The following is a 25,364-nucleotide window of genomic DNA, read 5'->3' on the forward strand; positions in this document are numbered from 1 at the left end:
CATTAATAAAATCCCTAAGTTGAAAAGCTTGGGGATTTTTTTTAGCTAGCTGTTTGGCTAATATTATTTGCTAAATGGCTTAATTGCCCATTGTTTAATTCAAATACTTGGTCTGCCATACTAATGGTTTCCTGACGGTGAGCAATCATCACCCGAGTCATTGGCAAGTGTTGTATTTGTTCACTAATTTTGGCTTCGTTATCTTTATCTAAGTGGCTTGTGGCTTCATCCATAAATAGTACGCAAGGTGACTGATAAAGTGCTCGTGCAAGTAACAGTCGCTGAACTTGCCCACCAGATAGGTTTGCGCCCATATCGCCAACTAATGAGTTATAGCCCATTGTCATGTTGGCTATGTCATCATGAATTGCTGCTAAGTGAGCACATTGTTCTATTTTTAAATAGTTAGGTTGAGGATCAAAAAAACTAATGTTATCGGCGATAGAGCCTGCTAGTAAGGTATCATCTTGCATTACTGCTGCTATATGTTTTCGGTAATTTTTTAAGCCAAGTTGAGTAATGTCTTTACCATCAAGTAGCACCTTTCCGGAAGTGGGTTTTAATAACCCAAGCATGATTTTCATTAATGTTGTTTTACCCGCACCAGAAGGGCCGGTTATCGCGATCGAATCACCACTGTTTAGGGAAAGGTTTATATTAGCTAAGATGTTTTGTTGATCATTTCCATATCGAAAAGAAATATTCTCTAGCGTTAGCTGGCCCTTAGCTTCAATGATTTGTATTGTCCCCTCTCTATGTTCTTCTTGTTTTGTTAAGGCGATATCGGCAATTCTATCTAGATGAAGTCGCATCATTTTAAATTGAATGATTTGCTCTATTAAATTTGCAAATCTAGATGTTAGTTGGTTTTTATAAGCAATAAAGGCCAGTACCATACCTACTGTTAAGCTATTTTCCATCACCATGATGGCTGCTAAGTAGATCACTATTACATTTTCTAAACCAAACAGTAACTTATTAAAAGAATCAAAACTGATATTCAGTCTACCTAAGCGAATTTCGCTGTTAATGACGTCTGCATAGCGGTTTTGCCAAATCCCTTGGCGTTGTGATTCGTTGCTAAACAGCTTTATGGTTTGCATACCACGCACGCTTTCGAGAAAGTTGGATTGTTCTTTTGCTGATGTTTGGATCAGTTCTTCGGTTGCTTGATGTAATGGACGATATAGGGCTAAACGAGCAATGGTATAAAGTGCGATTGCACACAATACTACAGCAGTTAGTTTTAAGGAATAAAGCGCCATCATTATCAGGACGGTAATAGCCATGAAGCCATCAACAAAGGTTTCAACAAAACCAGTGGTAATGCGCTCTCGTATTTGTGTAAGTGAACCAAAGCGAGAAACAATGTCGCCAACATGGCGCGATTCAAAATAGTTCATAGGTAAACGCAATAGGTGCCTAAGTAAGTTCACGCCCATTTGCATATTTAGCACACTAGAAACTCGTAACACCAGCCAACTTCTTACTGCGTGGGTAATGGTTGAAATTATCGCAATAAGCGCAAAACCTAACGCTAAAATTGTTAAGAGTGAATCGTCATAGCTAACAAGCACTTCATCGACCACCCATTGCATATAATATGGGGTCATTAAAGCGAAAACCTGAAGCGTTAAGGACAACCCAACTAACTTTACAAGGCTCAATTTAAGTCCTGAAATAGAGCTCCATAGCTGGGAGAGTTTCATTTGAGATTTTTCTTTTTTCTTCTCAAATTTACTGGTTGGTGTGAGCTCTAAACAAATACCTGTAAAGTGTTTGCTAAACTCTTTTACATTTAAAATGCGTTTGCCAACAGCGGGGTCATTGATTGAAAATTTTGCAGTGCTCCCTTTACCTGAAACTTTGGTTAAAACGACAAAGTGGTTCATGTCCCAGTGCAAGATACAAGGCGTTTGAAGTTTATGAACTTCATCAATCGGGCATTGTAAGGCTCGACTAGCTAACTCTAAGTGATCACCTAGCTCGATGAGTTGCTGGAGGTTCATTCCTTTTATGTCGGCTGAATATTTTTTTCTTATGGTAGGTAGATCAATATCGCGACCGCAGTAGCAAGCGATCATCGCCATTGACGCTAGGCCACATTCAGCGATTTCTGTCTGGAGGATAAGTGGAGTATTTTTTACTAGATTAAAATTTAAAGTAGAGGTCATGAGGTCTCACTTTCTGCGGAAAGCATATGCGCAAACAATTATCGAAATCATGCACGCAATTGCTCCGATAATTTCAATTTGTTGAGTCGAGGCTCCAATTATTTCCGAAAAAAAATATAATATGACTAGAATCATTACAACTGTAAAAACTATTTGAAGTGTTGCTAATTTCAACCTTTGTGCAATTGGCTGAGGACTTTTTCTTTTAGATTCTTCTATGCAAATAATAATGATTGAACAAACTAATAAGATAATTAAAGACATAAGCTTTCCGTCAGTAAAGCCCTCTATAAAAAAGGGCTGTAATAATTTTATGCGCAGTTTGGATTATTTACGCATTCGGTGGCAGCTTTTTGTGCTGCCTCTTCACGTTCTTTTTTACTCTGTTGGTAATTGTTATATGCTTTTTTTGCTAGACTACCTATTGCAATACCAATAGCTATTCCGGCTAGAAAGCCTCCGCCATTTACCTGGCCAATTTCTTTTGGGGTTAATTGTTTCATAGTTTTCTACCTTTCAATTAGTCTTGAACAAACCAAGAAGCTACTGCACCTATAGCTATACCTGCGGCCTCTTGAACTTTTTTGTTTTTAGCTACTTTTGTAGCAAGTTGTCCTGCTCTGACAATTAAAATTACTGCAGCTACGGGTAATACACCACCATTCACTTCTTTTACTTCATTTATGCTTAGTTCACGCATAACTTTCTCCATGTAATGAACACATTTATTCCGTTTTGTGTTCGTGTTGTTGCTAATTATAAAATTAGCGTTCATTTGACTAATTTAAGCTTCAAGATGAATTTATTAAACTAGCCTTTCCTTTTTCAAACCTCGCAATAAACTCCATTTTCGAGATTAGAAAATATTTTAGCTTATCCTACCTTTTAAGCTATAAATTGGCTCTAACAGCCACTCAATCAATGATCGTTTTTCTAACATAATGTCGGCTTGTAATAACATGCCGCTTTTTAAAGGAAATGCTTTCCCGTAGGCGTTAACCTGCTGCTGACTTAAGTTAGCTTGCAATCTATAAACTGGCTCTTGCAGCTGTATTGGCAAAGATACTTCATTGGGTGAAATTAACGCTCTATCTACACGGGTAATCTCGCTTTTGATAAAACCAAAGCGCTGATAAGGAAAAGCATCAAACCTGAGACGTGTTTCTTGCCCTAAGGTTATAAATCCAGCTGAGCGTGTGGGTAATAGAATTTCAGCGATAAGCTCAGAGCCCGCGGGGAGAATATGCAATAAAGGTGTTGCATGTGATTTTGAAGAGGAAAGCGTTTCACCTTGCAAAACTTGAATACCTGTAACTGTGCCAGCATGGCTAGCGGTTACTGTATATCGGTGCTGATTTTTATATTGTGCGAGTTGATTTTCAAGCTCGGCTTTTTGTCTAAGTAAGCTGTTAACCTGCAATGTATATTGGTGAGGAATGTTTCGACGATCATGGTTTATTTGTGCTACCTGGTTGTCAGCCAGCACTAAAAGCCTTTGTATCCGTTGATTATCTTGTTGCGCATCAAGTATTGCCTGTTGATATCTTTGTGCTTCAAAAGTCGACGCATAACCATTTTTATTGAGTAGGTTTAGGTTTTCTTGCTGTGATTGTAATAAAGCCAATTTATCTTGTGCTAGGGTTGCTTGAATGCTTAATGCGGTTTGTTCTTTGGCTATCGCTTTCTCGCGACTTTTGAGGTTTGTTAGCTCAGTTCTTTCTAGTTGTTTATGTTGTGCAATTTGATTATTTACAAGGTCTAATTGTTGTTGAACTCGACTAATAAGCTGACTTCCTAAGGATTGTCCGTCTGCATTGGTTTGATGAATGACTATGGTTACAAGAGCTGCACCTTCCTCAACGTGATCTCCTTCTTTCACCCAAAGTTTTTCTATCGTACCACCACGCGGAGCAAAGCTTTTAATTACCCCTTTGTTGGGCATTAAAAATCCGCGCACAGTTTCTTTGCGCGAATATTCAGCGTTCAATAGAAAAAGAATGATTGACACAGTAATGACCACCAATAAAGTTACAGTTAGCTTTATTGACATCGGTTGCGTTAAGGTAATCGCGCCTGTTAAGCGCTGACTTTGGTGATTGATGGCTTCCTGCCTGAACAATGTCATATTCATTCCTTTGAATATTTAATTGTTAAAAAATTAGTTCAGGAAAGCAGATTGATCAAATAAAATTTTATAAAACTTTAAAATATAATTCATATACCGTTATTAATTTCTTAAAAATCAATTAAATAGTTGGTACGGTAAATTTGGTTTTATGGCCAGTTAATATGGCTAGCTTCTCTTCATTCATTGCGTCTTTTATTTCCTTACCTTTCAACCCTTGGTCTACATAAGGCTTAGCTGATACTTGTTGGCAAGCGTGAAAGCCTTCAAGTAAATAATCAGCTTGCGGGTAAGGGCGCTCTTCAAAGCCTGTTCTCCCCTGAAAGTCAGCTTTGTTCGCAATTAAAAAGTCGGAAAACATCTCAGGTTTTCGCCAGACATCGAGTGAATTAAACATTTTCAAAATCGTTTTAGGGTTTAATTCGAACGCTTTATGGCAATGCAAATGGTATTGGCAAACCTGCAGTGCTAAATGCTCATAGCTTTTTGGTACTTTGAGTTTTTTGCATATCTCTTTTACGAGAGGAAGGCCGGCACTTTCATGGCCATGATGGCTAGGCCAGTGGTTTTCTTCAGTTAATCCTTTTCCTAAGTCATGGCAAAGCGCAGCAAAACGAATTGACGGTTTATCGGATAAAACGACAGCTCGTTGTAAAACCATTATGGTGTGGATACCAGAACAAATTTCTGGGTGCCATTTGGCTGGATTTGGAATACCCCATAACTTATCTAAACTTGGCCAAATTCTTTCAAGTGCGCCACAGTCTTTTAGTACTTGGACAAATATGTCTGGATGATTTTCAGTAAGTGAACGATCAAACTCTTTAAAAATACGCTCTGATGAAAGGTTTTCCAATTCATTTTGCTCAACAATATCTGCCATTAAATTCATTGTTTCAGGCGCAACGCTGAATCCGTAATCAGCATATCTAGCGGCAAATCGAGCAACGCGTAAAACTCTTAGTGGGTCTTCAACAAATGCAGGACTGACATGTCGCAACACTTTAGCCTGCAGATCTTTTTGTCCGCCGTATGGGTCAATTATTTTTCCATCAGGGCCTTTGGCCATGGCATTGACAGTGAGATCTCTTCGCTTTAAGTCGTCAACTAAACTCACGTCTGGTGATGCGTGGCAAACAAAACCTTGGTAACCATGACCTTGTTTCTTTTCTGTGCGAGCTAGGGCGTATTCGTCCACTATTACACTTTATGTTGTGTGAATGTAATGAAAAGCATTATATCGCTTGGTTTTTAAGGAAGTTGATTGAAGAGCATCATATTTAAAATAAACATGTGAAAAATTAAGTTCCAAACTCAATTTTTCACACTTTTATACATAGATCCTAAATAGCTTAGCTAGCGGTTTTAGAGCATATATCGTTTAAATTTGTTAGTGTACCATTTTCTAAATGATAGACCTGTTCAGCCATATTGATCGTTTCTTGTCGGTGAGCAATCATAAGTCGCGTCATCGGTAAATGCTGAATCTGTTCGCTAATTTTAGCTTCGTTATCTTTATCTAAATGGCTTGTTGCCTCATCCATAAATAAGACGCAAGGTGATTGATATAAGGCACGAGCCAAAAGCAACCGCTGTACTTGCCCACCTGATAAGTTTGATCCCATATCACCAACGAGTGAATTATAACTCATAGTCATCTTAGTGATGTCATCATGAATAGCTGCTAAATGAGCGCATTGTTCTATTTTTAAGTAGTTGGGTTGAGGATCAAAAAAGCTAATATTATCTGCGATAGAGCCTGCTAATAAAGTATCATCCTGCATTACGGCTGCTATTTGTTTTCGATAGTTTTTTAAACCAAGTTGTGTGATATCTTTACCATCAAGTAGCACCTTGCCTGACGTTGGTTGTAATAATCCCAGCATGGTTTTCATTAACGTGGTTTTACCTGCGCCAGATGCACCTGTAATTGCTATAGAATCACCTGCATTGAGCGTTAAATTTACGTTGTTTAGGATAGGTGTTTGTTCTTCACTGTAACTAAAGCAGATATTTTCTAAAGTAAGCTGACCTTTAAATTGATTTTCTTCAGACGGGGTATCACCTGATAGATATGCAGCTTCGCCTTCACGGTTAGCCTCCTGCTCAGTGAGGGCAATATCTGAAATCCTATCAAGATGCAGTCGCATCATTTTAAATTGAATAATTTGTTCAATTAAATTGGCAAAGCGAGCAGTAAGTTGTCCTTTATAAGCAATAAAAGCCAGCACCATACCCACCGTTAAGCTATTAGCCATCACCATAAGTGCAGCAAAATAAATCACCAATACATTTTCCAAACCAAACAACAGTTTGTTGAAAGAACTAAAACTGATGTTTAAACGGCCCAAGCGTATTTCACTATTAATGACTTCCGCATAGCGATTTTGCCAAATGCCTTGGCGTTGGGATTCATTACCAAACAACTTAATGGTTTGCATACCGCGAATATTTTCTAAAAAGTTAGACTGCTCTTTGGCTGATGCTTGGATCATTTCCTCGGTGGCTTGGTGAAGCGGACGATATAAGGCTAATCGCACTAAGGTATAAAGCGCTATTGCAGCAAGCACCACAGCGGTAAGCTTTAATGAATAAAGCGCCATCATTATTAGCACAGTAATAGCCATCACACCATCAACCAGTGTTTCAACAAAACCAGTGGTAATACGCTCACGAATTTGAGCAAGTGAGCCAAAACGTGAAACAATATCGCCCACATGACGTGATTCAAAATAATTCATCGGCAAACGCAGTAAATGCCTAAGCAGGTTTACACCCATCTGCATATTGAGCAGGCTAGAAAGCCTTAAAATCAACCAACTACGTACAGCATTAGTTACTACTGAAACAATAGCGATTAACGCAAAGCCAATGGCTAATACTGTAAGCAATGGCTTATCAAAACTAATTAATACTTCATCCACTACCCACTGCATATAATAGGGGGTCATTAAGGCAAAGAGTTGCAGTACCAACGACAAGCCAATTAGTTTTAACAGTCCTGATTTTAAGCCCGACATTGAAGACCACAACTGGGTAAACTTTATTTGAGCTTTCTCTTCTTTTACCTCCAATTTACTGGTAGGTGAAAGCTCTAAGCAAATACCTGTAAAGTGTTTACTGAACTCTTTGCAGGTTAACATGCGTTTTCCCATAGCTGGATCATTAATTGAAAATTTTGAACTCTTACCTTTACCTGAAACTTTTGTTAGTACAACAAAGTGATTCATATCCCAGTGCAATATACATGGTGTTTGTAATTTATAAACTTCTTCGACAGTGCACTGCAAAGCTCTTGTAGCTAAACCTAAGTTATCGCTCAAATTGATCACTTGTTGTAGATTCATCCCATTTTTGGCTGTAAACAGCTCCTTCCTCATCGACTGAATAGAAATGTTACAGCCATAGTAACTCGCAATCATAGCGACTGAAGCTAAGCCACACTCAGCAATCTCTGTCTGCAATACTAAAGGGACTGATTTTGTTCGACTAAACTTTAAGAGACTTGTAGCAATTGAAGAGTTTTTCATATTAATTTACCAGATGTGACGTTTTATGGGAGAATTGTGCTTTACTCAAAAATACATTACGTATACTTTCTTATCATAATAAACGAAAAAGCTAGAGAAAAAGTAAGGCACCCAAAAAACAATAACCATATATTTATATGGCTTAAATATAAATTGAGAGATGCTATTGTAGCTAAAGAAAATGTACTTACTATGAACATAGATAGAAGAGATCTATCAGTTTGCTCTGTAACTATTTTTTGATCTCTTAATAAAAACGCAAGTACTCTTAAAAAAGGAAATTTTGAATTATCATTATTTAGTTTAGTTCCGCCTTCAAACCTATATAACCTTGCAGATACTAATATCGCTAGTAAAGCGAATAATACTGAAACTGTCATTGAGTCCTTACTCGCAGAAATATAGGAAAGATTTATGGAGAAGACTATGTACAAATAAACATTTAATTTTGTCATTTTATTTATCCCAAAAAGTGGCTCTTTGATAAAACAAAGAGCCAGAATGAATTAAGATTGGTCAGCTTCGATTTGATCCATAACACTGTCAATACCGCCAACAACTGCACCGACTACTCCGCCAACTATTCCGCCAACTAATGTACCTGCACCGGGAGAAACCATTGAGCCGATAGTTGCACCTACGGCTGCACCGTCAAGCGCACCAGAACGCGCTCCTTCCAAAGCTTCTCCACCATCAACACCACCAGAAACTTCCAAAATTTCATTTGAACTTAGTACTTTCATTTTATTTTATCCTTGATTATTCACTAAAATACTCTATCGCGGCACCAACTACAGCAGCAACAGCCATTGCGCCTAGAGTTACAGGGTTTGAAGCTGAAACCACAAATGCAACCGTAGCAGCTGTGGCTGCACCACTTATTGCACCTTGAACGGCATCAACTGCATCGCCACCGCCATTTACTAGCTCTAATTCTTTTACGTTTAATTCACGCATAATGCTATACTCCATATCTCCGACATTTTTATTATGTCGGGTGATTAATTTGCTCAATATCTCATGATAATGAGCTGTTAATTAGGCTGACTTTAGTTTGTCTCGCTAAAGTTTGACTAAAGTCAGCCGCTTTATTTTCTAACAAGGCTTTTCACTATTGCCGTATCAGAAAAATTCCTTTAGACCCTGAAATAAATTCAGGGTGACAATCATGTATCAGTTAACTTACTCGTCCTTTTAAGCTGTAAATTGGCTCTAGTAACCATTCAATCAAAGTTCGTTGTTCCAACATAATATCCGCTTCAAATAGCATTCCGCTTTTTAGTTCAAATGCTTGTCCGTAGGCTTGCATTTGATGCTTGGTTAACTTTGCTCTTAAGCGATAAACTGGCTCTTGAAGTGCTATTGGCAGTTGTACTTCATTTGGCGCAATAAGTGCGCGGTCTATGCGGGTGATCTCACTTTCAATAAAACCAAAGCGTTGATAAGGAAAAGCATCAAAACGTAAGCGTGATGTTTGACCTTTGGCAATAAAGCCTGCGCTTCGAGTTGGCAATAGTAGCTCAGCTACTAACTCTGAACCTTCAGGAAGAATATGCAGAAGTGGTTTTGATTGCGCTTTCGAAGGTGATAATGTTTCTCCTTCAACCACTTGAATACCTGTGACTATGCCTGCATGACTAGCGGTTATTGTGTAGCTATGATTGTTTTGTACTTGCGCTAGTTGATTCTCAATATCCGCTTTTTCACGCAGCAAACTATTAATGCGTAACTTATATTGTTGAGGTAAATTTGCTTTATCAAAAGCGGTTTGATTAATTTGGTTGTTTTGTTGAAGTAGTAAACGTGCGATATTTTGTTTTTCTTGCTTTGCTTCAAGTAATGTTTGTAGCTGGTTTTCTTTTTCAAATTTAGAAATGAACCCGCTAATATTCAACTGCTCAACATCTCGTTGTTGACTCAACAGCAATTCAAGTTTTTCGTTGACAAGTTTAAATTGACTTTCTAGTGCTACTTTTTCACTCTTTAATGCTGATGCTTTGTTTTTTAAATTTTGATTTTCTTTTATTTGAATCGCTTGGTATTGGCTTATTTCTTCATCAAGCAATGATAATTGTGACGTTAGTTGCTTTTGTAGTTTGCTACTTAAGCTCAAACCATCAGCACTGTTTTGGTGGATGATCATAGTCGCTAGGGCTTGGTCTTTTTCAACAACATCACCTTCTTTAACCAATAAACGCTCAATTGTCCCACCTTGAGTAGCAAAGCTTTTAATAACCCCTTTATTTGGCATTAAAAAGCCACGTACTGTTTCTTTGCGAGAATATTCGGCTGTAAATAAAAACGTGACAATTGCGATAGCAACAGACACTAATATTAAAACAGTTAGTTTGATAGATAACGGTTGCGCTAAGGTGATTGCACCTGTTAAACGCTCACTTTGATGGGAAACAGCTTCCTTTCTAAATAACGACATATCAAATCCTTGAATACTTAGCGGTGTGGACTCTAAAACACTTAAAGTTGCATCGTCAAGTATTAATTTACAATAAATTAACTTTTTGAGAGCTTTTACCCCCCCCCCCCTAAGTAATATTTAACTTATTGTATTTAATGATTTAAATTGGCTAGTTCGGTTTATCGAAATTATTTTTTATTGCTTGAATAATACTCACTCTTTCATTATTAATAGCCTCTTTTATTAGCTTGCCGTGTATGCCATTTTCGACAAACTTTTTGGCGTTTACCTTTAAGCATTCATTTACGGCAAGGTGGAGTAAATCAGCTTGAGGATATGCTCGTTTTTCAAATCCTAGTCTGCCTTTAGCATCAGCCTCACAAGTTATTAAGAAGTCTTCAAATTCTTGTGGTTTTCGCCAAACATCCAGTTGGTTGAATAAGGTTAAAATAGTGCTTGATTTTAGCTCTAAAGCTCTATGGCTATGTAAATGAAATTGACACACTTTTAGTGCCAGTTGTCTGTATTCATTGGGAGTTTTAAAGCGATTACACGATGTTTCAACTAGAGGGAGTCCTCTAATTTCATGCCGCTTATGGCTAGGTAGTTCATTTTTGGGTGTGACACCTTTGCCAAGATCATGACAAAGTGCTGCAAATCTGATGGTGGTTTTAGAGGATAGCCGTGTCGCTTGTTGCAATACCATCATGGTATGAATGCCTGTGCAGATTTCTGGATGATGTTGTACTGGGTTAGGTATCCCCCAAAGTGCGTTGAGTTCAGGCCAAATGATAGCCAGTGCATTACACTCTCTTAACACATTAAAAAAGATCTCTGGATGATCTTCGCTTAAGGCTGAGAGAATTTCTTGACTTACTCTTTCTGGTGTTAGATATTCTAATTCCCCAGCATCTGCGATGCGCTGCATTTCTACCATTGTTTCAGGGGCTATAGTGAACTCATTAAACCGTGCTGCAAATCGAGCAACCCGCAATACTCTTAATGGATCTTCAACAAAAGCAGGGCTAGTATGGCGGAGTATTTTGTTTTGAATATCCGTTTTTCCGTTGTATGGATCTATAATCAAGCCAGTATCAGGATTTTGTGCCATTGCATTGATGGTGAGGTCTCTTCGGCTTAAATCTTCTTCTAGGGTGACATTTGGATTGAAATCAACTTCGAAGCCTTTGTAGCCATTACCAGTTTTTTTCTCTGTTCTCGCTAGTGCCCATTCTTCCTTATTTTGAGGGTGGAGGAAGACTGGAAATTTACCCACTCGATTAAAACCTTGTTTAAGCATTTCACTTTCTGTTGAGCCAACTACTACCCAATCACGATCTTTTGCTGTGATTGTTGTACCAAGCAACCTATTCATTTCATTGTCTCTAACATAACCGCCAACTAAGTATACCTTCATTGTTTATTTCCTATTAATTGGCGTAACTGAGCCGTGGGTTAATTGTCTAATTTCTTCTTGTAGTTCATAAATACGAAAGTGCAAGGAAGCTTCTTTTTCAACGATTTGGTCTGCTATCGCTTTAAAAGTATCTCTTTGCTCTTTGTAAGTTTCTTTCAAGCGTTTTTCTGTTTTAAGCTTTCGCTTCAATTTTTCAACTTCACTTTCATCCACCTGATGCTCAATTAGGGATTCTATATAGGTTGTGCCATGCTCTTTTTCATAATTTGCAATAATAGCTTCGGCCTCGTTGACAAATTCAGGAAATTTATGGATGTAACTCGCACTTAAGCCAGCTTCGTTATTGATTCTATTCAGTGTTATTTTGCCGCTTGGCTTCACTTTTTCTGGTTTACCATCTAGTAATCTATTCATTGCTGCTTTTAAGCGAGCTTCTGTGATTTGCTTTTTAGAAACTTTCATAATTTTTCTCTCGCTATTAACATGGTTTGTGACTTAATCTCAGCCTCAAATGGAATGAAGTCTAAGTTATGTTTTGATAATGTGATTTCAATAGCCTTAATTTGGGTATACATTTGAGTCAGGATACTCGCCATATAAGTTCTTTCGTCATTTAGTGCATTAAATCTTGCTATAAGGCGATTTCTGACGGGAATTCGGCTTTTAGCCTTCTCTGGTGTAACTATTTCATGCTGACAAGTAACAGTTGATGTTTCAGAAGCGCAAATACGGTCACACGTTGGGTTAGTGCAAAATCCAGTAGGGTGTTCAACAATACTAAGTGCGCCATTTTTAACTTGCTCTTTTATCTCATCACGAGACATGTATATTTCACCTGCGTAACAATCGCGCTCTTTTGCTATTCGCTCCCCTTCTTTGCCAGATAATGTTTCTGACTCATTAAATATATGAAAGAGAATATCTGTGTGAAGATCTTCATTAGCAGCTTTGACCAATTCTTTTAATTCATCATCAAGCTCAAAATCCATCTGTGCAGCTAATTGAGAGTGATTTGCATACCATGCTGTCATAGCAATATTTAGATGCTTATATTGGTGTTTTAAGGTCATTAAATTGCCAAGCTTATTTCTGACAAGAAATACTGCAAAGGTGCGTCTAAAGTCGTGTGGAGATAGCTTCGGTAGGAAACCTCCTACATGAAGAGTGCCTTTTCGTGTCGGATTTAATAAATCAAATTCATCAACATCGGCTTGAGTTGCGGATATATTGTATTTTTTTTGAAACTTGAGATAGCGTCTAGCGTAGCTTTTCTGCTGGATAAATTTTGTTTTTTGTGAGATCACTCCCAGTGTTATAAAAGCGGTATTTAACTCTCGCTCTGCAATTTTCTTTTCGTCTTCATGGTAGCTTTCTATTATTACTTTGTAGATGTCTCTGGCATATTCACTCATATCATATGCAAGTTCAATTGCTTTTTCTGATATGGGGTGAGTAACCCAAGCTTCGCGTGTTGGTACTCCATTTTCGTTTACTTTAGTGATTTCACCGAGTAATAGAGGAATGTCGAATTCATCAGAGAAAGGAACTGAATCATAGCTATTTTTATCAAAACTGACGCTTTCACCTAAGCGAACACCACTAAACCCTTGTATAACCAGTAAGCAGGCTGATTGAATTTCAAGTATATCTTCAAATAACAAAGATAATTTAAAGTCAGGAACATTGTGTTTAATTTTGTTTATACGAGCAGTAACTCTATGTTGCAATGCGCTCTTTTTAACCTTTCTTTTTAAATCAGCTTCTTCGAATACTTCTTTTTGTGTTTGAATGGCTTTAGCATTGATTGCGCTAATTTCATGACGATATGGGTGATATTTATCAACTATATCCATAGCTACTTTAAATAGTTGAGATGACATGCCCTCAGGTATAGCTATATGTTGTTTTTTTACCTGTTTAGTTGAACAAGCAAGCCCCTTAGTGAATTTATACTTGGTGTTTTTCTCATAGCGAGAAATTACTCCAAGATCGTGTAACTTTCTTAAGCAAGCTAATACTTGGTCTAATATTGTTATAGAGTATTTTTTATTCTTTAGATTGTTTTTAAATTGACGATAGTAATTGTCTTGATTCAGCTTTGACCACATAGTTGAGCCAAGACAATTGGCGATAAGCTTTAAATTATTAATCCGCATCTGTAGGACAGAAACTGAGCAAGGGGTCTGTTCGTGTATTTTATAAACTACTTTTTGAATATCTAAACGATGGCTTTTCTCAACATTACTAAAAGTAACTTTGTTTTCTTTACCTACGCCTGTCTTTAATTTTGCAACAAAACTCCATTCAATATCTTGCATACGTGAGCAAACAGAGCCATCGCTGTAAAAAGTAACAACAGGGTTATTTGTATCATAGGCTGCACTTTCTACGTTGGTATGCTTTTGATGATCGGAAGTTGAATTCATGAGTAAACTCCTAGTAGGTCGTTAATGGAGTCTTTATCACTATATAACGGATGAGGATTGTCTTTATTTAGTTCAGTGGCAGCATCAAATTCGCTAGGAGCTACTTCTTTGAAACGTTTTAATATTTCGACCACGGTATTTAAAATTTTACGAAATTTTGAGGATGGTGAGCTGTTAATAGCAGATCTATTTAAGCTTTCTTCAATGGTATCTTTAAACGAAAGCATCAACCAAATATCATCCTTCTCTGCAATGAGGCGGTGATCACCACATCCGAAGCAATCAAGAAAGTCAGTGCAAGAATTGATAGAATCATTTAATGCAAGACCCGCTTTTTTCAAAGCATTAATAACTTTTTTCGCTTTATCACCTTGTGGTTTTTCGCAGCGCATCCCACTGGGGGTTTTATTTGCTGCGCCTTTTTTCTTTAACTTTTTATAGTCAAAGTTTGATAGAGGGTCTTTAAACTTAAAAGATAGCTCTTCAATGGCTTCTTTTTTATTTTTGCCTTTGGCAATACCTGCTTGCACTTGAAACGCGCCTGCTAATGAGCGCTGGTGATCTTGCTCAACACCATTCAGGTAAGAGCTACGAGCTGTTGATACCGTGGTATTATTAGCGTTAGCAACTTCAACTACGCTGTTCATTACTTTCATTAGAATATCTGAACGTGTTTTTCTAAAACGGCTTGAGTTTATATGGGCGTAACCGTATTTAGCGAGTTGCTCATTAATTGCGTTCTGTGGTGGGTTTTTGAGCCAATTACCAAGGGGTTTGTCTTTGGCTATGTGGGGAAAAAGTAATGCATTTGGATTATTTTTTGTTAATTTTTCCGATAAAAGCAGCCACATTTCTACAAACTCTTTAGCTCGTTTAGTAAATCCTATAGGATTATCTTGTTGTTGGTCATTTGAACGACCTTTGACTGAATCAAAAGTGTATGAGTCTCCTGTTCCTTTTTTAAACTTAACATCACTCCGCTTCATCTTACATAAAGGCGCGAAGTTCATACCTGTTAACATAAAGGTAATCATCATGGCGCAACGGATCATGTGATTTTCCCAGTTACCTCTTACTGAAATTCTTGCCCCATTTTCAATTTTACTTATCTGCTTTTTTGTATGGCCTGTTTGGGATAATTTATCGGGATCAAAGAATGGGTGTATTTGGGGTTTAGTACCAGATAAATAATGTGACGATAATATTTTAAATGACTGGTAAAGCGTGTTAGCTATAGGTTTTAACTCTGCAATAGATAAAGCTTTAAAGGAATTTACTGTTTGCTTTCTTCCTTCAATGATTGGGATTTTTCTTAATAGCTCAATTTTACCTTGTTCTCTAAGAATTTTACTTACGCCAGTAAACTTTAGCGTTATCGTATTGCGAGATATTTCCCCTTTATCAGCTAGACCTATTAGGTAGCTATGAAAAGCTAATACGTTGGCTTCTTCAAAATCAGCTACTCGATTATCTGAATCTAAATATTTCACATAGCGAATTAAGCTATCAAAATATGTTTTGGTTGTTTCATTGATTGTTAGTGAATTTAGTATACTCCAACACTCTCGAATGAAATCTTCCCTATTCATATCGACCAACTCTGTTCCTGAAACGAAATTTCCATTACTTTTTCCACCCGTTGCTATTCTGGGGCAGTCTTTATATTTCAAACGTTTGAAGTAGCAATTTGTTCCTTGTCTAATGTTTATTACCATTGCTTCAATGGAAATAGGGTGAACATTATTAACTATTTCTTTAGGTTCGGACTTTAATGCTTTGCGTTTTTTCTTCCCTAGTAGACCCATTAGTATTCCCCCATGTCACAGTCACATTCATCAAGAATGAAATCTAATGCATGTTCGTAAACTTCATGGCCTGATAACTCATTTTGTGCAAATTTCAAATAGGTCATTGTGGTGTCAGGGGAGACGTGCCCTAGTCGGGCTTGAATATAATCAATAGCTTTATCTACATTCATACCCTTAGTGATAAGTTGTTTGAGTGTTTCTACTGCATAGGTTGATCTTAGGTTATGCGGCTTATGCTCAAAGTCATAACCTAGACTTTTAGATACGGTGTTACGGATCTCACACCATCGAGCATTACTCGAAGATAATGAGTACGGCTTACCTTTATTATTTAGAAATAGATATGGTTCATCTGGGACCAATATAGAGTCGATAAATGCTTTGCATTCCTCAACGTTTTTCTCAATAGCAGTTAATGATCTAGTTTTTTGTGAAGGGGTATTTACACCATCTTTCTCAAGCTGATCATATTCTTGAATGACTTCCTTGCTTTTACTCACTGCTCTTTCGTACTTTTTTTTCCTTTTTATATAACGTTCACTGTTTAAATAATTGTGTAGTTGCAGCATAAGCCCAATTGGTACATGTATGGTTCGGTCTGGGTTGCCTTCCCCTTTGGTTTTGGTATTACTTTGTGAACCTATATCTATTGGACAATAACCAAGGCTGCTATCTTTATCATTCGGTAAACGAATATGGCTATGCCTAAGCGTTAGCATTTCTTCTCTGCGAATACCTGTATGGCGTTCTAAAAGAAACATAAAGGCACTTTCCACATCAAGTCTTGCTACATTTTGACTTCCATCAATAACTTTAATTACTTGTCGTTCTTTTCTAATAATGCGATCAACTTCTGACCACTCTGCAGTTGATAGGGGGATTAATGGTCGTTTGGTGCCGTCATTTCTCATATCACGGCCAAGCTTTAAACGAAGATCAGTTGTATGAACAACATGAGTTGAACTTGCTTGAATATTGTCTGACTTGTTTTCTAATTCAATACGTAAAATTTCATGCTCAAACGGTTTATTTTTGAACTGATAGCCTTTTAATAGATAGTGTTTATAAAAGTTAGTAACTACGCCAATGTAGCTATTACAGGTTGAGCGTGCTAGATGTTCATCGGGATCAGTGGATGCATATATTGCTTTAAGATATTTTCTGTATTTGTATGTAGGTTTTTCACTGTTACGAAATGGCATTTCATCCCATCTCATAGGGCGGTTTTGACATTGCTCACAGATTACTTCTTTAGGGCACTCGCCTTGACCAATCGTTTGAGTTTCTAAAAAATGAAAATAATGAATAAGAGCTGTTGAATAAGTATTGGTATTTAAAAGCTCATCATTAACTTTTTTGTGTATTAAAAAGTTATTAGCGGCATCTAAATATTCGATATTGATAAGTTCGTTATCTTGTCTGGTGTGCCTTTGAAGTAATGTGAACGTTTGTAGAGGAGAGCTATTGTTGATTAAAACTTTGCACTCACCATGCTCATCTATAATTGCTTTAGGAGAGCCTAAGCTAAAATTTTTTATGGTATATCCAATAATCTCTTTTTCTACGGTAGACATTTAATACTCTCCCATAAACTGAGTATCAACGTTACCATACATATAACAAAGTCACAACTTTTTGGTGTGTAGTAAAGGTGTTTTGAAAATCAAGTGTAGTATTGTTCATCTTTGGTTTTTGGATGTAAAAAAACAGGGAAGTCTTTGCCGACCGGTTCATAACCTAATGACAGCATTTGTTCTTGAGTTGCACCAACGACTACGTAGTCACGTTCTACAACTTTTCGGTTTAATAATTCATCGCGAACAGCGCCGCCTACAAGGTAGGTATTTAATACGGTCATTACATCAATCTTGGTACAAATAATACAGGGAATATTAGCACGAACATGCACGCTAGATAAAACGAAAGCGCATAAAGTTGGTGTGGATTGTTGTTTCAGTTTAAGGGGATTTTATAAGGAAAGGGTGGTTCAGTTCGTAAGCGCTCAATAACGTTTAGCGTGCCTGGAGTTGCTAGCGTTATTCTTACAAACTGAACCTGCTTGGAGGAGGTTAAAAAATAATTAAAATTGAAAACTCACGTTAGCTGCGATTGTTCTTCCGCTTTCAGTAAATCCGCTCAGGTCTTGACCTGTCGCATGGCCGTTTAAATCAATTTGCTTCACGTATTCTTTATCAAACAAGTTGTTAATCGCTACATTGAACATCCATTGATCGTTTACTTCGTAGCTAACCATCGCATCAACGGTGCCATAACCTGCTGCTTTGAATTCGCCTTCATTGGCTTTTTTCATGTCGTCAGCCCAATTAACAACAACATCAGCTGTTAGGTTATCAAGTGAGTAAGTCACGCCGATAACTCCAGATAAAGGTGTTAATGTTGTCAGGTAATCACCTGTCGTGTCATCTTCGCCTTCGTTGTATGCAGCATTTGCGTAAACCGCAATCTCATCATTGATATGGTAGCGAACGGCTGCTTCAATGCCTTTAATTGTTACGGCATCGATATTACGGTATTGATAAACCAATACATCGGCAGGTTGGCCCGTCCAAGGGTTAATACTTGTTTCAATATCAACTAATTCAGTTGATAAAAAGTTGTCATATTCGCTGTAGTAGATTGCACCGCTAAAGAATAAATCACCCGTGTGGCCACGAACGCCAATTTCAAAGGTATCGCTTTCTTCTGGAGATAGGTCATCACTTGGTACGATTTTATAACCGTATAGAGAATTATCATGGTTGATATACGCTAAGTCGTATGCAGGTACTTTGAAGCCTTGACCGTACTGAGCAAAACCAGCGATTGTGTCAGAGAACTTGTAGAGAGCACCAATATTCAATGATACGTTGCTTTCATCAAAGTCTTTGTATGCGCTGCCATCTTCTTTCAATGCGCCATTTGCAGTCATTTCATACTGGTCAAAACGTGCGCCTGGTGTAACAGTTAGCTTGCCGTCTAACATTGTGATTTCATCATTGATGAAGAAACCACTGCGCTCAACATCTGTTTTTGGGAATTTATCTTCTTCTTGTGGGTATCCCGTTTTAGCTACACCTTCTACTTCATAAAGCTTTACTTCAGTTCTCGTTGATTCTGAGTTTTCAATGTCTAACCCGTAGCCAATGGTATGACTGTCATTGAGTTGCAAACTTGCATGAGAAATAAAGCCAAGCGTATCTTGCGAATAAACAGATGTTTTCCACATATCGCGAATTTCAATCAGTGGAAAACCGAAGTTGGCATTAATGTCTAGTTGACCATATTCAACGTCAGTTTGCTCTGTATCATTTTGATAAATAGACACACTTAATACATCGTATAAGCTCGTTTTAGTTTGAGAGAAATAACGCAACTGGAACGACTTATTCTCTTGTTCACTTGTGCTATTTTCATCTGTGATTGTGTAACCATCTAAATCACGGAAATACTCAAGTAGACCATAGGCGTAATCACCTTTTACGTCTTGTTTCCAGAAGTCAGCAGACAAACTAATGTAGTCAGTTTCGTTGATATTGTACTTACCTTTATAAAGTAAAGATTCAGACTCAATATCTAACGCTGGTTCTGTTTCATGGTAGTTTTGTTGTTCTTCACCAGAACGTTTTGTTGCATGCAGTAAATGTTCAACATCACCCGTGCGTAGGGCCAAAGTAGCACCAGTGCTAAATTGTTCACTAATTGAGTTGTAGCCAAATTTTATTTTACCGGCAAAATCTTCATCATCTTGTAGATAGTCGTTCGCGTCTTTTGTGGTAAATACCACAATGCCACCTAATGCATCAGAACCATAAAGAGACGATGCAGCGCCTTTTGCTACTTCTACTTGTTTCACGGTATCTGTATCGATGAAACCACGACCGACAATGTCGTTTAGACCATTAGCACCATAGCCTTCATTCATTCGCATACCATCTTTAATAAGAAGGATACGATCACCACCCATACCACGAACAATGATATTTTGTGCCTGGCCAGCGTCGCCCGTCACTTCAACGCTGGGATCGTATTTAAACAGTTGACTCATGTCAGTAACTACCTGCTTTTCAATATCTTGTGCACTAATTACCGTAACACTACCAGCAACATCTTTAAGAGGTTTGTCAACGCGTTTACTCGTTACTGTAATCGTTTCTAAGTTTTCTAAAACGGTTGCCGGTGCGTCGTCGGCAATTGCTTGACCTGTGGCGAATGTAGCTGCGATTGCCACACTAATAGCTGATAAATGGTGCTTAACCATGAGTCTTTAAATCCTATATTTGTTTCGTTTGGCGGTATTAAAAATTAGCCGCGTCTTGATGTTCTTTTTTCAACATAACCGATCAAAAACTTAATGTAAACACAAATGCGAATAATTATCATTTGTTGTAATTGTTTTTTATCTTATATAGAATGCCTGCCATCAATCTTGAAAAAGCTTGTTTTTTTAGTGTTTGGAGATAACAACAAAAATGAATATTGAATTAATTGAATTGAGCATGTCAGAAGTATCAACCATGCTAATGACCCCTGTACTGATACTTATCGTGCTAATGATGGCCTATGCACTGTTTGCCAGTGGACGCTTTATCGCACAGTTGGTCATTCGCCGACAAAATAATGTGAGTTACGTGCGCCAAATAGCTTCACTTGAAGGCAAAACCCTCAATGGCTACCCAATTCATAATTATTTTATTAATAACCCTACAGCGAGTGAAGACGAGCTTGAAGTTGTCGCGTTAAAAGAGTTAGAAACACTGCGTATTGTGACACGTGTTGCGCCTATGCTGGGTTTGATCGCTACGATGATCCCTATGGGACCTGCGTTACAGGCTCTTGCTGACGGTAATATTCAAGGTATCAGCGAAAACCTTATTATCGCTTTTGCGGCTGTTATTTGGGGTTTAGTTATCTCGTCAATAACGTTTTGGCCAGCATCCGTTAAGAAGCGTTGGTGTGCAAACGAGCTCATTAACATTCGTAAGTTGAAAGAGGTTTAGTCGTGCGTTTTCTAGATGATGATGAAGAACTAAACCCAATTGTTAGCGCAGTCAATTTAGTTGACGTTTTTCTTGTGATTATTGCTGCACTGATGATTGCCTTAGCGCAAAACCCCCTCAATGTCTTTAACGACGACGATGTGACCGTTGTGAAAAATGCCGGTAAGCCGAATATGGAAGTCATCGTTAAAAAAGGTAAAGAAATCAAACAATATAAATCAACTGGCGATATTGGTTCTGGTGAAGGTATGCGAGCTGGCGTGGCATATAAAATGGCAGATGGCAGCTTTGTTTATGTACCAGAAGATGGCCAAGATGATGGCGCTCAGCAACATAGTGAAGGGAAGTAATCATGCTAAAGCTTATCAAAGATAAATTAGCTACGAGTTTAATCAATCTAACGCCATACTTGATCACTATGTTGTTAAGCGTTGCGTTAATCTTAACAACATTTTGGGCAATGCTTGTTGTTAACTATGCTCAAGCACAAGCGCTTTCTGCCAAGCCCCAAGTTCTGTTAATGATGTCGTCTCATGCATCTAAGCCCAAAGGGGAATTACTAAAAAGCTTAGCGAGCGAACAACCTTTTGATTTAGTTGTTTACTCAACCAAAGGTAAAGATGATGCGCAAATCGCCCAAGACTGGCAGTCTGCGTCTTTGATCTTACTGGACGGTATTAATCCGGCGCTGAGTAAGTTTATGTTCGCTAAACATCAGCCACTTTTAGCGCAGTTTCCCAATGTACCTGTTGTGTCTCTAGGTGACTTAGATAACGATGCAATGAACCAAGGCTTAGACGAGCAAAAGCAAACAGCCATTGGTAACTATTTTAACAATGCTGGTCGCTACAACTATCAGCAAATGATGTACTACATTGCAAATAACGTGCTAGGTTTATCGTCGGAACAAGCCAAAACACCTTTTATTGTGCCCAATGTTGGCTTATACCATCCGCAATTTGAGGGTCAGGTAACGTCAAATGAACAGGCGTTTTTTGATTTTCTAGCACCCGAAGCCAATCAAGTTGTGATCGCTATTGGTATGCACCGAAGTGTTGTTGATTACGAACAACAACAAATTGTTGATGCGCTTATCAAAGGTATAGAAGGTAAAGGCGGTAAAGCGTTAGGCTTTTTCTTTGAAGGAAATGACGAAGCGTTAAATTACACCGACTTGTTAACTCATGAAAATGGTCAGTCTCGTGTTAATTTACTCATCAATTATCGGTCATTGCATTATGTTGAAAAGCGTCGTGGTGAGTTTGAAAAACTCGGTGTACCTGTTTTACATGCGTTGAATTACACTGAAGGTGATCAACAACAATTTGAAGCAGATCATGCAGGCGTATCGCCGTCATTAACACCGTTTTTCCTCGTCATGCCTGAAGACACGGGAAGTGCTGATCCAACCATAATTGCCGCTAATGAGAAAGGTGAAAAAGTAGCAATTGACTACCAACTCAACGCATTTATTGAGCGTGCATACAATCATGCGTCTTTAGCACACATTGAAAATTCAGAGAAAAAGGTCGCAACCTTTATTTGGAATTACCCGCCAGGCGAAAAAAATATTGGTGCAGCTTTTTTAGACGTTCCTTCATCTATCGAACAAATTGCCATAGCAATGAAAGACAAAGGCTATTCGATAAATGTCAAAGATAGCGCTTATTTAATAGAGTCGGCGGGGAAATTACTTCGTCCCTATTATCGTGGCGAAGATGCTGAAGTACTGATTGAGCAAGACCTTGCTGAATATATGACACTTCAAACTTACTTAGATTGGTTTAATGCCTTACCTGAAACTGTTACTAAGCCAATTGTTGAACGTTGGGGCAAGCCAGAAGACAGCGGTATGTTGCGTGAAACAGCAATCGATGGTCTGTTAACCAAAGCGTTTGTTATCCCGCGTATGAACCTAGGTAATATGATCGTGTTGCCACAAGGTGTGCGTGGGGAAACGCAAGAAGAGCATTCTTCACTTTATCACTCAACTAAAACGCCGATTAATCATAGTTATTTAGCTATCTATTTGTTTGCTCGCGAAGTATTTAAAACCGATGCTTACATCCACTTAGGCACACATGGCTCGCAAGAGTGGTTAACAGGTAAAGAACGTGGTTTATCGGTATACGACGCACCAAGTTTAGCGATTGGCAATAAACCTGTGTTTTATCCGTATATTATCGATAACGTTGGTGAAGCAATGCAGGCCAAACGTCGTGGCCGTGCAACGATGATCAGCCATTTAACGCCAGGTTTTGCGAAAGCTGGCTTATATGTTGAAGTTGCTGATCTAAATGAAAAAATAGCAAGCTACATGATGTTAGAAGAAGGCCAAACGAAAGCAAATACAAAAGCGGAAATTGTTTCAATGGCAAACAGTTTGAATATGCTTAACGACCTTTCTATGACGGAAACTGAATTAATTAATGATTTTGACAATCAAATATCGCGCATTCAAGATCACTTAAACGCGTTGGCTCAAATGAGCCAGCCATTAGGTATTCATATTTTTGGTAAGTTGCCAAAAGAAGCACATTTGTATTCAACCATGTTACAAATGTTAGGTGATGACTTTACAGAACGCGCTAAAACCTATGAGCAAGCCAATGGTTTAACGGTTCCTGCCGATCAGCAGTTTGACGAGCGCAACGTTAAAAAACTTGAAGCGTTAGACGGATTTCAATTAGTAAGTCGCTATGTAAACGAGCCAGAGTCGCTTGCAAATTTAGATGAGCAACTTACGCAAGACTTAACATTAGCAAAAGCGTATTGGGACAACTTCCAAGGGATTGCTGAAATCAAAAACCTGCTGTTAGCGCTCGAAGCAAACTATATACCTGTCAGTTACGGTGGCGATCCTATTCGAAACCCAAATGCAGCGCCAACAGGTCGTAACTTAATCGGTTTTAACCCCGCAAAAGTGCCTTCTAAAGAAGCCTATGACGCTGGTGTCACATTAATGAATCAAACGATTGATGCTTATGTAGAAAAGCATGGTAAGTATCCTGACAAGTTAGCATTTTCATTGTGGTCACTAGAAACCATGCGTCATCAAGGCGCCTTGGAAGCGCAAATTTTGCATGCCTTGGGACTTAAGCCTAAATGGAACCGCCAAGGTAACGTTGTAGATACCGAAGTGATCCCGATGAGCGAGTTAAACCGCCCTCGTATTGATGTCGTTATTTCGGCAACTGGTTTATACCGTGACGCCTTTCCAAATGTCATGCTGTGGCTTGCCAAAGCAATTGATAAAGTAGCTAAAATGAAGGAAGAGAATAACTTTGTTTATCGTCATGCCAATACATTAAAGCAAGAGCTACTTGATAAAGGAAAATCTGAAGAAGATGCAAATTACTTATCGTCTATTCGTATTTTCTCAAATGAAACGGGTAATTACGGCACAGGCTTAGCGGCAAGCTCTTTAGCGTCTGATACGTGGGAAACTGACGATAAACTTGCTGACTTATACCTTGATCGCATGGGTTACGCTTTTGGTTATGATGAAAAGCGTTGGTCTGAAAATGTCGGTAATGCGCTCGGCGACGGTGAAGGCCTCTACAACAAGGTACTATCTGGCACAGACGGCGTAATATTTTCTCGTTCAACAAACTTATATGCATTAATGACCAACGATGACCCTTTCCAATACTTTGGTGGAATAGGGCTTGCTGTTCGTCATTTAGATGGTGCTACGCCTGAAATGTACGTTTCTAACCTGCGCAAGAAAGATCAAATTAAAACCCAAACCCTAGATGAGTTCGTCAACCAAGAAATGCGTTCACGATATTTTCATCCTCGCTGGATTGAGGCGATGCAAGATTCTGGCTACGCAGGTGCAACGGCAATCTTAGATCGTATGAATAATATGTGGGGCTGGGAAGTGATGACGCCAGAAGCTATTCGTGATGATCAGTGGCAAGAGTTCTTTGAAGTGTATGTTGAGGATAAATATCAAATGGATATGCGTGAGTTTTTTGAACAGGCGAATCCAGAATCACTCGCACAAATTCTAGAGCGTATGCTTGAAGCTGTGCGTAAAGGCTATTGGCAAGCTGATGAAGAAACGTTGAAGAAAATGGTTGAAACTTATACTGAAGTAGCCGCTGAATTTGATGTTGCCAGCCAAAATGAAAAGTTCAATGAATATATGGATGCAACGGCTGCTGGATTTGGTATGACACCATTATCACAGGCACTTGCTAATGCCATGGCAAATGCTCAAGCGGCATCGATGCCACAGATTCAACAAGTTCAGGGGCAAAAACTAGAAGAACAGGTACAAAGTCAAGAAGTCGATAATGACTACACTGCTGTTTACGTATTGATCGCTATATTCTTGCTTGGAGTTTTTCACGATGTATTTAGAAAGCCTAAAGCTGTTGTTTGGTCTTTTAAACCGGTTGAAATGAAACGCGCGGCGTAATTGTTAGCGCTATTTGTAAAAAATCACTTCTCTGTGATCGAGCCA

18 protein-coding genes and 1 pseudogene are annotated in these 25,364 nt (G+C 38.4%); 3 read left to right on the forward strand and 16 right to left on the reverse strand.

The annotated features are described in order from the left end of the window. Nucleotides 1–41: 41 nt before the first annotated feature. From QQK02_RS05855 to QQK02_RS05930, 16 genes and pseudogenes are all read right to left on the reverse strand, one after another. The gene (locus tag QQK02_RS05855; RefSeq protein WP_284207043.1) at nt 42–2,174 is read right to left on the reverse strand and encodes a peptidase domain-containing ABC transporter; all 2,133 of its coding nucleotides are present in this window, start codon (nt 2,172–2,174) and stop codon (nt 42–44) included. A 311-nt stretch (nt 2,175–2,485) separates the two neighbouring features. Further along, nucleotides 2,486–2,677, reverse strand: coding sequence for a hypothetical protein (locus QQK02_RS05860; RefSeq protein ID WP_284207044.1), 192 nt, complete (start codon nt 2,675–2,677; stop codon nt 2,486–2,488). Between the two features lie 17 nt (nt 2,678–2,694). Continuing rightward, nucleotides 2,695–2,874 (reverse strand): class IIb bacteriocin, lactobin A/cerein 7B family, encoded by a 180-nt coding sequence (locus QQK02_RS05865; protein ID WP_284207045.1) that lies wholly within the window; start codon nt 2,872–2,874, stop codon nt 2,695–2,697. 168 nt (nt 2,875–3,042) lie between these two features. Next, nucleotides 3,043–4,299, reverse strand: coding sequence for an HlyD family secretion protein (locus tag QQK02_RS05870; RefSeq protein WP_284207046.1), 1,257 nt, complete (start codon nt 4,297–4,299; stop codon nt 3,043–3,045). Nucleotides 4,300–4,420: 121 nt separating this feature from the next. Further along, nucleotides 4,421–5,497 (reverse strand): multifunctional CCA addition/repair protein, encoded by a 1,077-nt coding sequence (locus tag QQK02_RS05875; protein ID WP_284207047.1) that lies wholly within the window; start codon nt 5,495–5,497, stop codon nt 4,421–4,423. Between the two features lie 154 nt (nt 5,498–5,651). Further along, on the reverse strand, nt 5,652–7,829 hold the full coding sequence (locus tag QQK02_RS05880; protein ID WP_284207048.1) for a peptidase domain-containing ABC transporter: 2,178 nt from the start codon (nt 7,827–7,829) through the stop codon (nt 5,652–5,654). 506 nt (nt 7,830–8,335) lie between these two features. Next, a complete protein-coding gene (locus tag QQK02_RS05885) occupies nt 8,336–8,572 on the reverse strand; it encodes a glycine zipper domain-containing protein (RefSeq protein ID WP_284207049.1) in 237 nt (78 codons plus the stop codon). Nucleotides 8,573–8,588: 16 nt separating this feature from the next. Then, complete coding sequence (locus QQK02_RS05890) at nt 8,589–8,786, reverse strand: hypothetical protein (RefSeq protein WP_284207050.1); 198 nt, start codon at nt 8,784–8,786, stop codon at nt 8,589–8,591. 220 nt (nt 8,787–9,006) lie between these two features. Beyond that, nucleotides 9,007–10,263 (reverse strand): HlyD family efflux transporter periplasmic adaptor subunit, encoded by a 1,257-nt coding sequence (locus QQK02_RS05895; RefSeq protein ID WP_284207051.1) that lies wholly within the window; start codon nt 10,261–10,263, stop codon nt 9,007–9,009. A gap of 151 nt (nt 10,264–10,414) precedes the next feature. Beyond that, complete coding sequence (locus tag QQK02_RS05900) at nt 10,415–11,662, reverse strand: multifunctional CCA addition/repair protein (RefSeq protein WP_284207052.1); 1,248 nt, start codon at nt 11,660–11,662, stop codon at nt 10,415–10,417. A gap of 3 nt (nt 11,663–11,665) precedes the next feature. Further along, the gene (locus QQK02_RS05905; protein ID WP_284207053.1) at nt 11,666–12,124 is read right to left on the reverse strand and encodes a hypothetical protein; all 459 of its coding nucleotides are present in this window, start codon (nt 12,122–12,124) and stop codon (nt 11,666–11,668) included. Then, complete coding sequence (locus QQK02_RS05910) at nt 12,121–14,088, reverse strand: site-specific integrase (protein WP_284207054.1); 1,968 nt, start codon at nt 14,086–14,088, stop codon at nt 12,121–12,123. The genes QQK02_RS05905 and QQK02_RS05910 overlap by 4 nt, the downstream gene beginning before the upstream one ends. Then, nucleotides 14,085–15,893 carry a hypothetical protein gene (locus QQK02_RS05915; protein WP_284207056.1) on the reverse strand — a complete coding sequence of 603 codons (1,809 nt, stop codon included), beginning with the start codon at nt 15,891–15,893 and terminating at the stop codon, nt 14,085–14,087. Before QQK02_RS05915 ends, QQK02_RS05910 begins: the two co-directional genes overlap by 4 nt. After that, nucleotides 15,893–17,470, reverse strand: coding sequence for a site-specific integrase (locus QQK02_RS05920; protein ID WP_284207057.1), 1,578 nt, complete (start codon nt 17,468–17,470; stop codon nt 15,893–15,895). Before QQK02_RS05920 ends, QQK02_RS05915 begins: the two co-directional genes overlap by 1 nt. A gap of 104 nt (nt 17,471–17,574) precedes the next feature. Then, nucleotides 17,575–17,754: pseudogene (locus QQK02_RS05925) on the reverse strand (CCA tRNA nucleotidyltransferase); the annotation flags it as partial. A gap of 222 nt (nt 17,755–17,976) precedes the next feature. Continuing rightward, nucleotides 17,977–20,154, reverse strand: a complete 2,178-nt coding sequence (locus QQK02_RS05930) for a TonB-dependent hemoglobin/transferrin/lactoferrin family receptor (protein WP_284207058.1) — start codon at nt 20,152–20,154, stop codon at nt 17,977–17,979. Between the two features lie 211 nt (nt 20,155–20,365). Here QQK02_RS05930 and QQK02_RS05935 point away from each other — a divergent pair, with 211 nt between their 5' ends. Genes QQK02_RS05935 through QQK02_RS05945 form a run of 3 tightly spaced genes read left to right on the forward strand, consistent with a single transcriptional unit; the run spans nt 20,366 to nt 25,319 of the window. Further along, nucleotides 20,366–20,893 carry a MotA/TolQ/ExbB proton channel family protein gene (locus QQK02_RS05935; protein WP_284207059.1) on the forward strand — a complete coding sequence of 176 codons (528 nt, stop codon included), beginning with the start codon at nt 20,366–20,368 and terminating at the stop codon, nt 20,891–20,893. 2 nt (nt 20,894–20,895) lie between these two features. Further along, nucleotides 20,896–21,243, forward strand: a complete 348-nt coding sequence (locus QQK02_RS05940) for a DUF2149 domain-containing protein (protein ID WP_284207060.1) — start codon at nt 20,896–20,898, stop codon at nt 21,241–21,243. A 2-nt stretch (nt 21,244–21,245) separates the two neighbouring features. Beyond that, entirely contained in the window at nt 21,246–25,319 is a 4,074-nt protein-coding gene (locus QQK02_RS05945) for a cobaltochelatase subunit CobN (protein ID WP_284207061.1), read from the forward strand. Nucleotides 25,320–25,364: the final 45 nt, after the last annotated feature.

Origin of the sequence: Thalassotalea eurytherma, assembly GCF_030161415.1 — a bacterium.
Lineage (GTDB): Bacteria > Pseudomonadota > Gammaproteobacteria > Enterobacterales > Alteromonadaceae > Thalassotalea_G > Thalassotalea_G eurytherma.

Coding starts and splice junctions, on each gene's coding strand:
- QQK02_RS05855 (WP_284207043.1), bottom strand. CDS start 2,174: ATGACCTCTACTTTAAATTTTAATCTAGTAAAAAATACTCCACTTATC.
- QQK02_RS05860 (WP_284207044.1), bottom strand. CDS start 2,677: ATGAAACAATTAACCCCAAAAGAAATTGGCCAGGTAAATGGCGGAGGC.
- QQK02_RS05865 (WP_284207045.1), bottom strand. CDS start 2,874: ATGCGTGAACTAAGCATAAATGAAGTAAAAGAAGTGAATGGTGGTGTA.
- QQK02_RS05870 (WP_284207046.1), bottom strand. CDS start 4,299: ATGACATTGTTCAGGCAGGAAGCCATCAATCACCAAAGTCAGCGCTTA.
- QQK02_RS05880 (WP_284207048.1), bottom strand. CDS start 7,829: ATGAAAAACTCTTCAATTGCTACAAGTCTCTTAAAGTTTAGTCGAACA.
- QQK02_RS05885 (WP_284207049.1), bottom strand. CDS start 8,572: ATGAAAGTACTAAGTTCAAATGAAATTTTGGAAGTTTCTGGTGGTGTT.
- QQK02_RS05890 (WP_284207050.1), bottom strand. CDS start 8,786: ATGCGTGAATTAAACGTAAAAGAATTAGAGCTAGTAAATGGCGGTGGC.
- QQK02_RS05895 (WP_284207051.1), bottom strand. CDS start 10,263: ATGTCGTTATTTAGAAAGGAAGCTGTTTCCCATCAAAGTGAGCGTTTA.
- QQK02_RS05900 (WP_284207052.1), bottom strand. CDS start 11,662: ATGAAGGTATACTTAGTTGGCGGTTATGTTAGAGACAATGAAATGAAT.
- QQK02_RS05905 (WP_284207053.1), bottom strand. CDS start 12,124: ATGAAAGTTTCTAAAAAGCAAATCACAGAAGCTCGCTTAAAAGCAGCA.
- QQK02_RS05910 (WP_284207054.1), bottom strand. CDS start 14,088: ATGAATTCAACTTCCGATCATCAAAAGCATACCAACGTAGAAAGTGCA.
- QQK02_RS05915 (WP_284207056.1), bottom strand. CDS start 15,893: ATGGGTCTACTAGGGAAGAAAAAACGCAAAGCATTAAAGTCCGAACCT.
- QQK02_RS05920 (WP_284207057.1), bottom strand. CDS start 17,470: ATGTCTACCGTAGAAAAAGAGATTATTGGATATACCATAAAAAATTTT.
- QQK02_RS05930 (WP_284207058.1), bottom strand. CDS start 20,154: ATGGTTAAGCACCATTTATCAGCTATTAGTGTGGCAATCGCAGCTACA.
- QQK02_RS05935 (WP_284207059.1), top strand. CDS start 20,366: ATGAATATTGAATTAATTGAATTGAGCATGTCAGAAGTATCAACCATG.
- QQK02_RS05945 (WP_284207061.1), top strand. CDS start 21,246: ATGCTAAAGCTTATCAAAGATAAATTAGCTACGAGTTTAATCAATCTA.